At 48.5% G+C, this 13,616-nt stretch carries 10 protein-coding genes and 2 pseudogenes; 7 read left to right on the top strand and 5 right to left on the bottom strand.

The features are described 5' to 3' along the window. Window positions 1-224: 224 nt before the first annotated feature. The 4 genes and pseudogenes from epd to mscS all read left to right on the top strand — a co-directional run bounded on the left by epd (window position 225) and on the right by mscS (window position 4,728). The gene (gene epd, locus DZ54_RS0100690; RefSeq protein WP_025672765.1) at window positions 225-1,232 is read left to right on the top strand and encodes an erythrose-4-phosphate dehydrogenase; all 1,008 of its coding nucleotides are present in this window, start codon (window positions 225-227) and stop codon (window positions 1,230-1,232) included. Between the two features lie 67 nt (window positions 1,233-1,299). Continuing rightward, window positions 1,300-2,466: pseudogene (locus tag DZ54_RS17800) on the top strand (phosphoglycerate kinase). A gap of 154 nt (window positions 2,467-2,620) precedes the next feature. After that, window positions 2,621-3,696 (top strand): annotated as a pseudogene (gene fbaA, locus DZ54_RS17795) (class II fructose-bisphosphate aldolase). Window positions 3,697-3,870: 174 nt separating this feature from the next. Beyond that, a complete protein-coding gene (mscS, locus tag DZ54_RS0100675) occupies window positions 3,871-4,728 on the top strand; it encodes a small-conductance mechanosensitive channel MscS (RefSeq protein WP_025672764.1) in 858 nt (285 codons plus the stop codon). A 64-nt stretch (window positions 4,729-4,792) separates the two neighbouring features. Here mscS and DZ54_RS0100670 read toward each other — a convergent pair whose 3' ends face one another. After that, window positions 4,793-5,383 (bottom strand): LysE/ArgO family amino acid transporter, encoded by a 591-nt coding sequence (locus DZ54_RS0100670; protein WP_051415806.1) that lies wholly within the window; start codon window positions 5,381-5,383, stop codon window positions 4,793-4,795. Window positions 5,384-5,677: 294 nt separating this feature from the next. Between DZ54_RS0100670 and DZ54_RS0100665 the strand changes: the two genes are divergently transcribed. Then, window positions 5,678-6,376, top strand: a complete 699-nt coding sequence (locus tag DZ54_RS0100665; RefSeq protein ID WP_025672762.1) for an oxidative stress defense protein — start codon at window positions 5,678-5,680, stop codon at window positions 6,374-6,376. Between the two features lie 93 nt (window positions 6,377-6,469). Here the strand turns inward: DZ54_RS0100665 and DZ54_RS0100660 are convergent, their stop codons facing one another. From DZ54_RS0100660 to DZ54_RS17785, 3 genes are all read right to left on the bottom strand, one after another. After that, complete coding sequence (locus DZ54_RS0100660; RefSeq protein WP_025672761.1) at window positions 6,470-8,017, bottom strand: alanine/glycine:cation symporter family protein; 1,548 nt, start codon at window positions 8,015-8,017, stop codon at window positions 6,470-6,472. A gap of 274 nt (window positions 8,018-8,291) precedes the next feature. After that, the gene (srmB, locus tag DZ54_RS17790; RefSeq protein WP_128080425.1) at window positions 8,292-9,476 is read right to left on the bottom strand and encodes an ATP-dependent RNA helicase SrmB; all 1,185 of its coding nucleotides are present in this window, start codon (window positions 9,474-9,476) and stop codon (window positions 8,292-8,294) included. A 106-nt stretch (window positions 9,477-9,582) separates the two neighbouring features. Beyond that, window positions 9,583-10,200 (bottom strand): tRNA1(Val) (adenine(37)-N6)-methyltransferase, encoded by a 618-nt coding sequence (locus DZ54_RS17785; RefSeq protein ID WP_240473876.1) that lies wholly within the window; start codon window positions 10,198-10,200, stop codon window positions 9,583-9,585. A 395-nt stretch (window positions 10,201-10,595) separates the two neighbouring features. Here DZ54_RS17785 and brnQ point away from each other — a divergent pair, with 395 nt between their 5' ends. Beyond that, on the top strand, window positions 10,596-11,900 hold the full coding sequence (gene brnQ / locus DZ54_RS0100645; RefSeq protein ID WP_081721556.1) for a branched-chain amino acid transport system II carrier protein: 1,305 nt from the start codon (window positions 10,596-10,598) through the stop codon (window positions 11,898-11,900). 143 nt (window positions 11,901-12,043) lie between these two features. Here brnQ and fldB read toward each other — a convergent pair whose 3' ends face one another. Then, window positions 12,044-12,562: a flavodoxin FldB gene (gene fldB, locus DZ54_RS0100640; protein ID WP_025672759.1), complete on the bottom strand. Its 519-nt coding sequence runs from the start codon at window positions 12,560-12,562 to the stop codon at window positions 12,044-12,046. A gap of 147 nt (window positions 12,563-12,709) precedes the next feature. Between fldB and xerD the strand changes: the two genes are divergently transcribed. Next, a complete protein-coding gene (gene xerD, locus DZ54_RS0100635; RefSeq protein WP_025672758.1) occupies window positions 12,710-13,600 on the top strand; it encodes a site-specific tyrosine recombinase XerD in 891 nt (296 codons plus the stop codon). Window positions 13,601-13,616: the final 16 nt, after the last annotated feature.

The following is a 13,616-nucleotide window of genomic DNA, read 5'->3' as shown; positions in this document are numbered from 1 at the left end:
ATCCACTTTTAAGTGCTGATACAATGATCGTTGTGTGTTTTTCATGAGTCAGTTGATACAGCGATAACACTGCCGCCGCCCGGTCTTGGTATTCGAGACTCGCCGAGATCGGCGTTTTTCGCGGCGTTTTATCCACGAGGAGCGTGAGAAGGCTCACACAACACGTGCGTCTTTTACGTGCTTGAGATACACTATGTGTCATCGTTAAACGAGCACCGATGGACATGGCATTAAGAGTCGCAATTAATGGATTTGGCCGCATAGGGCGTAGCGTACTGCGTGCCTTATATGAGAGCGGCAAGCACGATCGCATCCAAGTGGTGGCGATCAATGAACTCGCAGAACCGGAAGCGATGGCGCATCTGCTCCAATATGACTCTAGCCACGGTCGATTCGGCTGGCCCGTTTCTTACAATCAAGAACACTTGTTTGTTGCCACCGACAACATTCGTCTCTTGCACTTACCGGAATTACAACTTTTACCTTGGCGTGATCTTGATGTCGATATTGTCCTAGACTGTACAGGCAAATTTGGTACACGCGAAGACGGCGAGGCGCATATTGCTGCGGGCGCTAAAAAAGTCTTGTTTTCACATCCAGCCAGCCAAGATGTAGATCGAACTGTGATATATGGCGTCAATCACGAGGCATTGACGATGGACGATCGTATTGTCTCCAACGGTTCCTGCACCACTAATTGTATTGTGCCGGTCATCAAAGCGCTGGATGAACACTTTGGTATTGAGTCCGGCACCATCACCACCATTCATTCATCAATGAATGATCAGCAGGTGATCGATGCTTACCATTCCGATCTGCGTCGCACACGCACGGCGAGTCAGTCTATTATTCCCGTTGATACCAAATTGCATGTTGGGATCGGTAGGATTTTTCCGAAATTTTCTGACAAGTTTGAAGCCATTTCCGTCCGTGTGCCGACGATAAACGTGACAGCGATGGATTTAAGTGTCACTGTGCGTACTAAAGTGAAAGTTAATGACGTAAATCAAGCTCTGCAAACCGCATCTCGATGTACATTAGACGGTATACTGGATTATACCGAAGCACCCTTGGTGTCGATAGACTTTAACCACGACTCACACAGTGCCATTGTCGATGGGTCGCAAACGCGGGTGAGTAATCATCAGCTGATAAAAACGTTGGTTTGGTGCGACAACGAGTGGGGCTTTGCCAACCGAATGTTGGATACCACCTTGGCGATGGCGCAATGAGTGCGTTAACGCAAGGGGTCGCCCTGATTAAATCAGTTTCAATTTGCAACCTTATAGAGAGGACCCTATGTCTGTAATTAAGATGACCGACTTAGATCTTGCCGGAAAGCGTGTCTTTATCCGTTCCGATCTGAACGTGCCGGTAAAAGACGGTAAAGTGACCTCTGACGCACGTATTTTGGCGTCATTGCCTACCATCAAACACTGCTTGGAAGCCGGCGCGAAAGTGATGGTGACCTCTCACTTGGGTCGTCCTGAAGAAGGACAACCTGAAGACCAATACTCACTGCAACCTGTCGTGAACTATCTTGACGACGCACTGGACTGCAAAGTTAGCTTGGCTAAAGATTACTTAGACGGCCTTGAACTGAATGCTGGTGAGCTCGTTGTGCTAGAGAATGTTCGCTTTAACAAAGGCGAGAAAAAGAACGATGAAGCGCTGTCGAAAAAATACGCTGCACTATGCGATATCTTCGTGATGGATGCCTTTGGCACCGCGCACCGCGCACAAGCATCAACCCATGGTGTGGGTACGCATGCACCGATCGCCTGTGCAGGCCCACTGTTGGCGAACGAACTTGACGCGCTTGGCAAAGCGATGGACAACCCTGCTCGCCCAATGGTGGCGATTGTGGGTGGGTCAAAAGTGTCGACCAAACTGACCGTCCTGAAATCATTGTCTACAGTTGCCGACCAACTGGTTGTCGGTGGTGGTATTGCCAATACCTTTATTGCCGCTGATGGACATAATGTGGGTAAATCGCTTTACGAAGCAGACTTGGTGCATACGGCGAAATCTTTGATGGAAGAGTGCATATCCCGGTTGCCACCGATGTGGCGTGTGCCAAAGCGTTTGATGAAAATGCAGAAGCCGAAATCAAGCGTGTTGAAGATGTACAAGACGATGACATGATCTTCGACCTCGGGCCAGAATCCACACAAGCACTGGCTGATATCTTGAAAAATGCCAAAACGATTCTTTGGAATGGCCCAGTAGGCGTGTTCGAGTTTAAAAACTTTGAAGCCGGTACCGCAGGGATTTCAAAAGCAATCGCTGAGTCGGAAGGCTTCTCGGTTGCAGGCGGTGGTGATACCCTGGCTGCCCATTGATAAATTTGGCATTAAAGCCGATGTGTCTTACATCTCAACCGGTGGCGGTGCCTTCCTTGAGTTTGTTGAAGGCAAACCCCTTCCAGCGGTGGAAATGCTGGAAGCGCGTGCGAAAGACGCATAAATCCGACAACAAAACGGGAGGGATGTCTCCCGTTTTTGCTTTCGTTTGACTACAATATGCCGAGTCGTAAACGATTGCACCGTATTGATGAAGGTGCCGATGCGCATCTTTACTCAGTTCAGCAAAGACAACCCGATTTAATAGGACAAGAACCATGTCTAAAGTTTTTGATTTTGTAAAACCTGGCGTTATCTTTGGCGATGACGTTCAGAAAGTATTTGAAGTTGCCAAAGAGAACAAGTTCGCATTGCCAGCGGTTAACGTGGTAAACACTGACTCTATCAACGCAGTGATGGAAGCCGCGGCGAAAGTAAAAGCGCCGGTGGTTATCCAATTTTCTAACGGCGGTGCTGGCTTCTTCCCAGGCAAAGGCCTGAAACTAGACGGTCAAGAAGCGCAAATTAAAGGCGCGGTTGCGGGTGCAAAATATGTTCACGCAATGGCTGAAGTGTATGGTGTGCCAGTGATCATGCACACTGACCATGCAGCGAAAAAACTGCTGCCATGGATCGACGGCCTACTAGACGCCGGTGAAGCCTTCTTTAAAGAACACGGCAAGCCACTTTTCTCTTCTCACATGATTGACCTTTCTGAAGAGTCATTAGAAGAGAACATGGAAATCTGTGCGGAGTACCTCGCGCGCATGGACAAAATGGGCATGACGTTGGAAATCGAACTGGGTATTACCGGTGGTGAAGAAGACGGCGTTGATAACAGCGATGTCGATTCAGCGGATCTTTATACCAAGCCAGAAGAAGTGGCGTACGCGTACGAAAAACTGTCTGCGGTAAGCCCTCGTTTCACTATTGCGGCCTCATTCGGTAACGTTCACGGCGTTTATAAGCCGGTAACGTGGTACTTAAGCCAGAAATTCTCCGTGAATCACAAGCTTACTGCTCAGAGAAATTTGGTCTACCGACCAATGGTCTGAACTTCGTCTTCCATGGCGGCTCGGGCTCTTCAGAAGCACAGATTCAAGAGTCTATCGGCTATGGTGTGATCAAAATGAACATCGATACCGATACTCAGTGGGCAACATGGGATGGTATCCGTCAGTACTATCAAGATAACGAAGGTTATCTGCAAAGCCAAATCGGTAACCCGAAAGGTGATGATCAGCCTAATAAAAAATTCTACGATCCACGCGTATGGTTGCGCAAAGGTCAAGAATCTATGGTTGCACGTCTAGAGCAAGCCTTTAAAGATCTTAACGCGATTGACGTACTGTAAGTTCCAGTACCGATAGCGTAAGAAGACATGAGCCGCCATATTTGGCGGGCTTTTTTTATGTTTGCTGATTGCGCTTTCGCTGAAGTGAGACGCTAAGATAGACAAGGGATGGTAAAAGCCTGTTACTATAAAAGAATGGTTTATTCCAATCACAGAGGGAAGAGGGAAGAGGGAATGAGTGAAGAAAACACGGTGATAGAAGGGGCTAAGTGGGCACAGACATGGCTCACCAACAATCAAGACTTGTTGATTCAATATGGGGTCAATATTGTCTCTGCATTATTGATTTTAGTGATCGGTAATATGGTGGTGAAAGGACTCGCCAATTCCATGGCGGGTGTCATGAGTAAGCGTAATATGGACAACGCGGTGGTCGAGTTTATTCATGGCTTGGTCCGTTATTTACTCTTTATCATCGTACTGATCGCCGCGCTCAGTCGTGTTGGCGTACAAACTGCTTCTGTCATTGCCATTCTTGGTGCTGCTGGTTTAGCCGTCGGTTTAGCCTTACAAGGATCGTTAGCCAACTTTGCTGCTGGCGTCTTGATTGTGATGTTTCGCCCCTTTAAATCAGGGGATTATGTCGAGCTGGCAGGTGTGGCAGGTTCCGTTGAATCGATACAAATTTTCTCTACCGTACTGACAACACCAGATAATAAAATGGTGGTTGTCCCCAATGGCTCAGTGATCAGCAGCCCGATCACCAATTATTCCAAGCATGCGACACGTCGTATCGATTTAACCATTGGTGTGGCGTACAGCGCGGATTTGAAGAAAACAAAAGCGGTGTTAACCGATATTGTGACGAAGCATCCGCTTATTCTAAAAGATCCTGAGCCCAATGTGGCCGTGATGACATTGGCCGATTCTTCGGTCAACTTCGTCGTCCGTCCCTGGGTAAAAACCGAGGATTACTGGAGTGTTTATTTTGAGCTGCTTCCTTCGATTAAAGAAGCGCTGGACGAAAACGGTATTGAAATCCCTTTCCCGCAAATGAGTGTTCACTTCGATCGCGGCGAGAGCCAAGCTTAAATCACTCTGCTGATTAAATAAACTGGCATGGATACGGTAAGTGTGCCGCATCCATTCCCATTACTTAACTGGCCAGCAAGCGTGCATAAAGACCGAACGCCAGTTTTCCGGCAACAAATAACATCATACTGGCCATTAACAGGTCGAGTAATCGGCGTATCGATGGCGTCGATAGCCAAGGCGATAAGCGGGCAGCCCCCGCGGATAAACCATAAAACCATAAACACGATCCCATCAGCGCGCCGATAGTAAAGGCGATGCGTTCATCGAATGCAAATTGGCCGCCAATCGCCCCTAACACCACCACGGTATCAAGGTAAACATGCGGGTTGAGTAAGGTCACCGCAAGCGCACCAATGATCACCGCTCGGCGCCCACGGCTCATGCTCGGCACTGTTGAGGCATCTTCCTGATTTTGCTGACGCGCACTTTGTATAAACTGCCACGCATAGACACTGAGAAACGCGATGCCAGCGATAGTTATCGTGTTGAGTAATACAGGATTGCTCGCTAATAAGGCCCCTCCGCCAAAAATACCACTAGAGATCAATACAATATCGCAGATAAAGCAGATCGACGCCGTGGTCATATGATGCTCACGACTGATCCCTTGGTTAATCACATAAGCGTTTTGTGCGCCTATCGGGATAATCATGGTCAGGCTTAATCCTAAGCCCTGAAGTGCGACTAAAAAACTGCTCACGGCTTATTCCCTTTTCTCTTGTCATCTCCTCACTTTAAGCTGAGATACTCGTAAAGGGAATCGAATTATCTTCATCATTAAACGGATGCGAAAAAGGAGCAAGCTGTCAATCATGAGAAGAACGGTGCTTAGGGATGGCACTCGCACAGTTTTAACATAAACTTGACGAAAGTGAGGGAGTCTTTCGCTGATAAAAGTGTCTGACCTATATTCTCATGGCAAGTTGAATCCATAAAAGGAGAGAGGATGCGTAAGTTGAAAGCAATGGTATGGCTCACGGGGGCTTTGGTGATAGCGCCAGCAGCGATGGCCAATATTGATTTTCCTCATTTAGAGATCACCGGTGTCGGAGAAATCACGGCAGCGCCTGATATGGCCAATATTGATGTTGGCGTGGTTACTGAGCGAAAAACCGCCAAAGCAGCAAAAAGCGCATCAGATAAAGCGGTTGCGGCTTTTATCGAACGGCTAGCAAAGCAAGGGGTGAAACGTGATCAGATAGAAAGCGCCCATATTCAGCTTTCACCGCGTTATCAACACACAAAAGACAAAGCGCCTGAACTGATGGGTTATCGTGCTGAGCGCCACGTCACGGTCACACTCAATCAGCTCGATAAGTTGAATACGGTGCTAGACGGTGCCTTGGGCGAGGGGATCAACCGTATTCGACAGGTGCAGCTAACCAGCAGTGAGCAGGCAACTCTGAAAGACAAAGCCCGTGAGGCAGCTGTCAACGATGCAAAAAACAAAGCAGACGCCTTGGCGAAAAGCCTTAATATGCGTGTTGATGGCGTTTGGCAAGTCCGTTACCGCTCGAGTAACCCACGTCCTGTAATGATGAATGCCGAAATGCGTAGTGGCAGTGCCGATGTGGCGGCCAGCTATCAAGACATGACAATGCAGGTCAGTGATCAAGTCGATATTATTTTCCGCTTAGATAATTAATCGCGAGTACAACCGTTGGTGATATGATTATCGGTCAGCGATCAGAAAGGGCGCCTAAGTCGGCGCCCTTTGTCTTGCTTATCTTAGCGTGTGTTACGCGGTTGGATTAACGGGTTTACCGTCTGGATCCGTTGCGTCATCACTTTGGATACCATTGCGACGTGCTAAACGTTGCTCCCAGTAGTCAGCGTTTTTAATCCCTAACTTCACGGGATCAAAGGTGTAAGTTTCGACACCTCGTGCTTGCTGCTCTTCATAGTCTTTTAACGCTTTCATCGCCGGTTTGGACATAAAGAAGATGATAATAATGCCGACAATGTTCAGCCAAGCCATTAAACCAACCCCTGCGTCACCAAATGCCCAAGCGAGGTTCGCACTGCGGACACAACCATAGAATACCGCTGACATCAGTACCAGCTTGAGCACGAACATCATACCGGGCACTTTAAACGTGCGACGCAGGTAAGCAATGTTGGTTTCCGCAATGTAGTAGTAGGCCAGAATCGTCGTAAAGGCGAAGAAGAAGAGTGCAAACGCGATAAAGGGTTTGCCCAGTCCAGGCATCGCCGCTTCAATGGCAAGCTGAGTAAACTCAGGGCTATTGGCTGCCACCGACGAGGCTAAATTTTGCACGATAAAGGCGTCACCTGCGCCGTGCACATTATAAGCGCCGGTAATGATGATCATAAATGCAGTGGCTGAACAAACCAGCAGTGTATCGATATACACGGAGAACGACTGCACCAAACCTTGCTGAGCTGGGTGATCAACGTTCGCAGCGGCGGCGGCATGAGGACCTGTCCCCTGACCGGCTTCGTTAGAGTAAACACCACGTTTTACCCCCCAACCAATTGCCGCACCAGCGCCGGCCATCGGGGTGAAGGCATCGCCAACAATCATGGCAAACACGGTAGGTACTTCGCTGATGTTGAGCAAAATGATCACGAACGCGATGATGATGTACGCCAACGCCATAAATGGCACAACGATCTGAGTAAATTGGGCGATGCGCTTCACGCCACCAAAAATGATGAAGCCGAGCACAACAGAAATAAAGGCACCCGTGATGATTTTCGACACCTCGAGGGCGCCAAACATGGCGGTATCAACCATGGCACCTGAGCCAAAGGCGGTCTCGACCGCATTACCAATGGCGTTCGACTGTACACCCGGCAACATGACGCCACACGCGAGAAGTGTCGCGATCGCGAAAAGAATGGCATACCATTTTTGGCCCATGGCTTTTTCAATATAATACGCTGGTCCACCGCGGAACTCACCGTTGTCTTCTTCTTTATAAATTTGTGCCAAGGTTGACTCGGTGAATGCTGTTGCTGCCCCTAAGAAGGCAACCACCCACATCCAGAAAACGGCCCCTGGGCCACCAAAACCGATCGCCGCGGCCACACCGGCAATATTACCGGTCCCGACACGACCAGAAAGAGAAACGGCGAGCGCTTGGAATGAAGAAATCCCTTTTTCCGAGCTTTTTCCGGAAAAGAGGAGTCGCCACATTTCGGAAAAGTGACGGATTTGCACAAAGCGTGTCAATATGGAGTAAAACAGGCCGGCACCTAAGCAGGTGTAAATCAGCACAGGGCTCCATATGATGCTATTTAAGAAATCGACAAACGATTGCATAGTGAGTTCCTTCTACTGTGTTTGCATCATGTTGTTGTTATCACCACCAGCATCTTAAACTGATTTGATGCTCAATTGTTAATATTTTGTATCATCACATTACGCGTTGTGTGAATCTGATCGTTTAGTGTGCAGTAATATGGACGTGATAAGCGAAAAAAAGGAGGCCTTTTGAGGCTCCTTGAGTAAATCCTTATCTATCAGCCAGTCAGAGAGGCTGATCGATGTCTAATTCTGTTTGCGTTTTTTCGATTTACTCGCGCTAGTCGATTTTTTATCCGCTTTGCTTCTTTTTTTTCTTCTTGTGCGTGGCTTTTTTATGTTTTGGTTTTAAGCCATCAAGGGTACGCTCTTTGATGTCTTCGTCCATATAGCGGGTGATCCTATCCATCATTGGCTGATCGTGGGCTTCAACCAGAGAAATCGCTGACCCTTTTTTACCCGCTCGTGCTGTGCGACCAATCCGGTGTAAATACACATCGGCGGTACGGGGCAGATCGTAGTTAATCACGTGGGTGATATTCGGCACATCAATGCCGCGAGCGGCCACATCGGTCGCTAAAAGAACATGCACTTTCCCTTCACTAAAGCGAGTGATGGCATTGTTGCGTTTAGCTTGCTGCATTTCACCTTGGATCCAAGCACATTCCAGTTGTTGTGACTGCATATATTCGCGAAGCTCAGCCAGCCTTTCGCGGGTTTTGATAAAGACAATTGCGCGTTCAGCGTGGTCAGTCACAATCGTGTTAAGTAGGGCGCGTTTGTGATTGAGATCGTCACAACGGTAATACCACTGGGTGATTTTTTTGCGTTCACGGCGAGGAGGCGTGACATCGATTAGCTCTGGCTCGTCCAAAAGACTGTCCGTGAATCCGCTAACCCCGCGACCCTCGAGCGTCGCTGAAAATAACATCGTCTGACGGCGACGTTGGCACTCATCGGATAGGCGGTTTACGGTATTGGCAAAGCCCATATCCAACATACGATCGGCTTCATCGAGAATGAGACACTCAACGGCGCGACAGTCGAAGCGTTCAGTTTCAATGTATTCCATTAGGCGGCCTGGCGTCGCGACGACAATATCCTGTGTTTTACCCAGTTGCTCGGCATGCTCTTGATACGAAATCCCACCCGTGATGGTGAACACTTTTAGGCTGGTATTTTTGGCCAATGCCCGCGCTTCCTCAGCGACTTGTATTGCCAGTTCTCGCGTGGGTGTCAAGATAAGCACGCGGCCGGGTCCTGGCTTTTGCCGTGGAAAATCGAGCAAATGCTGCAGCATTGGCAGCAAAAAAGCCGTGGTTTTTCCCGTTCCGGTTGGTGCCGACGCGAGGATGTCGCGCCCATCCATACCATGGGGGATAACCTCCGATTGGATAAGCGTTGGGCGCTGATAGCCCATATCGTCGAGTGCACTGAGCAGTTCAGGATCCAGCTCTAGTTCGGCAAAGCTTCGCACAGGGTAATTCTCCAAGGATAGTTAAGCGCGGCATTATAGACGCAAATGGTGTAAATGGGCAGCGCGTCATGGTCAATATGGGTTGTCCTACACTGCGATATTTGGCTTACGGCAATTTGAGATAAAACGCGCGTGTTAGGGCGGCAAACGCCTGAGTGTAGTCGCCATGTTCATCACGCACGGTGATCGTATCAGATCTTAGCGTTCCCGTCGTGGGGCTTAACGTGAACAGTAAACGTGACGGGGATTTATTGGGGCTTGGCGTCACGAGTACATGGCGGCGTAAGTAGAGACCATATTCAGCGGCCTGTTCGATCAACGCCTCAGCTTCTTTTATCGGTAAAATCAGATCAGCACACCCTGTTGGCGTTAAAAGGCGTGCCAAGCAGTGAACTAAATCTGCATGGCTAAGCGTGTCCGTGTGTCTGGCGACCGCACGTTGCTTGTTTTTTGACGAGACACCACTGGTAAAATACGGCGGGTTACACACAATGTGAGGCCATAGAGGCGGGCTGTGGTAGGTGTTGATATCGGTATGTTGTACCTGAATCTGATCTACAAACCGCGACCTTGTCACATTATGGTATGCACAATGAAATGCTGACACATCATAGTCGACGGCTGTCACTGCCAGGTTAGCAAAACGTTGTGCCAACATAAGAGCCAATAATCCGGTGCCAGTCCCTATATCTAAACTCTTTTGTGCCTGATTCGGATCAGCCACGCCCCAAGAGTACTCCGTCGGTACTGACTTTCATACCACAGTCACCGTGCTCGATAGTGAACTGTTTAAATCGAAATTGACTCACAAGATGCTCGGTTTCCCCGTGGTTTGGTCAGCAAACAGATAGGATTTTTTGCTTTAATGTAATCAGTGTGTTGCAAGTTATCGTTATTGAAAAATACCAGAGATAATTACATAGCCAGTTTATTGAGCTGATTGTTATTGTTAAAGCAGAAGATCACAAGGTTTTTTGTTAACACCTTTACTGTGACAGGGAACTTGTTCATTATTCTGCATTCTGTCTATCGTCTGAAATAAAATATTATAAATCAGCGTTTCAGATGGGCGAAAGATTATTCATTTGCAAACACCCTTTAAAGCTGTAGGTATTCATCGTGACTAAGCGTTTAAAATTAGTAGATATTTTAGCGTTAGGTTTTATGACCTTTGCCTTTTTCTTAGGCGCGGGAAATATAATCTTTCCACCACAAGCTGGCATGTTAGCCGGCGACCATTACACTGCTGCCATGATCGGCTTTTTGATCACTGCTGTCGGTCTTCCGCTCATCGGTATCATCGCCGTTGCCATCGCAGGTGGAGGCTGGAAAGGGCTCACTCGTGATTTGCCCACTGGTGTCGCGACCCTGATGGCGGTGTTGATTTTTATTATCATTGGCCCGGCTTTTGCGGCACCTCGTGCCGGACTAGTGGCGTACGAGATTGGTTTTAAACCTTTTTTGTCATCGCCTGGACAGTTTGAACTGGGTGCATTCTCTGTTGTCTTTTTCGCTGCTGCGATGTTTTTTTCTCTCTCTCAAGGCAAACTGATCGATACGATCGGCAAGTTCTTGACGCCTTTATTATTCGCAGCATTAGCTATTCTGGCGATCGCCGTGATTGTTAACCCTCAAGGCGACGTGGCCGCGGCCCAAGGCGATTACATCGAAAATGCACTGACCACAGGCTTTCTGGAAGGGTATAACACCATGGATACCTTTGCCGCACTGATGTTTGGTATGTTGATTGTCGATGTGATCCGCAAAAAAGGCATTGAAGACAACAAAGCAACCTGCATGTACCTGATTTATGCTGGTATTATTGCCGCTGCTGGACTGGCGTTTGTGTACGTGTCGCTGTTCTACTTGGGCTCAACGGCCAGTGCGGTGGCGCAGGGAACGCAAAATGGCGGCGAAATCATGGCCGCGTATGTCGATGCGCTGTTTGGTCCGGTTGGACAAATGATCCTTGCCGCTATCATTGGTTTAGCCTGTTTGACCACAGTGATTGGCTTGGTCAGCGCGTGTGCCGATTACTTTAGCTCGCTGACTTCATGGACGTATCGTCGTTGGGTCGTGGTCGTTGCCACAGTCTGTGCGGTGGTTGCCAATGTTGGCCTAAAGCAGTTGATCGCGATTTCCGTTCCGGTCTTGTTCGCTTTATATCCGGTGGCGATTGCCCTGATTGGCTTGACTTTCATTCGTCGCTGGTTGCCAAACCCGGCACTGGGCTATCGTTTAGTCATGGGGGTGGCCTTGCTCTTTAGTTTACTTGATGCAGTGAAAGTGATGGGCGCGGACATGAGTGCCTTTAATTTCCTACCACTGTTCGATGTTGGCATGGCATGGTTACTACCGACGTTAGCGGCCATGGTGGTGGCTAAGTTTGTTGGCACACGTGACTCGGCATTGGCAGAAGCGTAAGCGCCTTGTATTAAGATAAAAAACCGCGCCAAATAGCGCGGTTTTTTATTATGGCAATGGTGGCTCTATCATGGCCCAGACAATTTAAGCGCTCACGATTAACAAGCGTACAGCGTAGGATTATTGACTGCACGCGGAGTACGTTAAAGCATGGCCTGATATTCTACCAGTACTTGCTCGCACCAGGTTTGAATACGCTCATCACTGAGATCATATTCGCTGTCTTCATCGAGGGCTAAGCCAACAAATTGTTTGCCATCCTCCGTCACCGCCTTGGATGCATCAAAGCGGTAGCCTGCGGTTGGCCAGTAGCCAATAAACTGCGCGCCACAACCTTGTAACTGTTGATGAAGCATGCCCATGGCATCGAGATACCATTCCGCATAGCCTTCTTGATCACCTAAACCGAACAGTGCAATGGCCTTATCGTGCAGCTGTAAGCTGTCCATATCTTGCCAAACCGCTTCCCAGTCTTCTTGGAGCTCGCCGAAATCCCAGGTAGAAATGCCTAGCAGTAGTAAGTCATAGTCTGCCATCTTGGCGAGCGGTGTTTCTTTAACATTGTGGAGCTCGACCAGATCGTCACCGATAAAATCACGGATTTTTTCCGCGGCCATCTCGGTGTAGCAGGTGGTAGAGCCATAAAAAAGACCGATTTTCATAGCGCGACTCTGTTGTTTGTCATGCGGGCAGTTTACCTGTTGAACGGCAATTTGATCCAGCAAGGACAGGCGACATTTTGTATAATGTTGGCCGACGCTACCACGGCAAAATGCGTATTCTCCAATTTATAACCTAGCAGGCTGAACGTGAATAAAAACATTGAATTAATCGAACAGTTCCTGGATGCCATGTGGATGGAGCGAGGGTTATCCGAAAACACCTTAACGTCCTATCGCACCGACTTAATCAAGCTATGCCGCTGGTTAGATAGCCGTGCGTTGGTGGCGGTGAGCAAACAAGATTTGCAAGATTATCAATATTGGCTGCATGAGCAAGGCTATCAGTCGAGCTCTCGTAGCCGAATGGTGTCGGCATTGCGTCGGCTTTTTCAATATGTATACCGCCAGAAGTTGCGCCCAGATGACCCGAGTGCAACGCTCATTAGCCCTAAACAGCCTAAGCGGCTTCCCAAAGATCTGACCGAAGCACAAATAGACGATTTATTGGAGGCGCCTAATACCGCCGATCCGTTAGAGCTGCGCGATAAAGCGATGTTAGAGTTGCTATACGCAACGGGGTTACGTGTGACTGAATTAATTGCGCTAACCACTGAAAATGTCAGTTTACGCCAAGGCGTGGTGCGAGTATTAGGTAAAGGCGATAAAGAGCGATTGGTACCAATGGGCGAGTCGGCGGTTGATTGGTTAGAGCAGTATTTAGCCCTCAGTCGCCCAACTCTATTGGGCCAAACCAGTACAGATGTATTTTTTCCCAGTAAGCGCGCGCGGCAAATGACACGACAAACTTTTTGGCATCGAATTAAATATTATGCTCAACTGGCCGGTATTGAGACCGATGATTTATCCCCGCACGTCCTTCGACATGCTTTCGCGACTCACCTGCTCAATCATGGTGCGGATTTGCGGGTGGTACAGATGTTGTTGGGGCACAGTGATCTTTCAACGACGCAAATTTATACCCATGTGGCGACGGAGCGTTTGAAACAGCTTCATCAAGCGCATCATCCTCGAGGCTAATCCGCAATTGGTAATC

The organism is Salinivibrio socompensis S35 (genome assembly GCF_000513715.1).
GTDB classification, from domain to species: domain Bacteria; phylum Pseudomonadota; class Gammaproteobacteria; order Enterobacterales; family Vibrionaceae; genus Salinivibrio; species Salinivibrio socompensis.
The sequence above is the reverse complement of the archived record's forward strand: the minus strand, read 5'-3'. Positions and strand labels throughout refer to the sequence as shown.

Bases quoted from the DNA above. Each gene is read 5' to 3' on its own strand.
- epd (WP_025672765.1), top strand. From the start codon at position 225: ATGGCATTAAGAGTCGCAATTAATGGATTTGGCCGCATAGGGCGTAGC.
- mscS (WP_025672764.1), top strand. From the start codon at position 3,871: ATGAGTGAAGAAAACACGGTGATAGAAGGGGCTAAGTGGGCACAGACA.
- DZ54_RS0100670 (WP_051415806.1), bottom strand. From the start codon at position 5,383: ATGATTATCCCGATAGGCGCACAAAACGCTTATGTGATTAACCAAGGG.
- DZ54_RS0100665 (WP_025672762.1), top strand. From the start codon at position 5,678: ATGCGTAAGTTGAAAGCAATGGTATGGCTCACGGGGGCTTTGGTGATA.
- DZ54_RS0100660 (WP_025672761.1), bottom strand. From the start codon at position 8,017: ATGCAATCGTTTGTCGATTTCTTAAATAGCATCATATGGAGCCCTGTG.
- fldB (WP_025672759.1), bottom strand. From the start codon at position 12,562: ATGAAAATCGGTCTTTTTTATGGCTCTACCACCTGCTACACCGAGATG.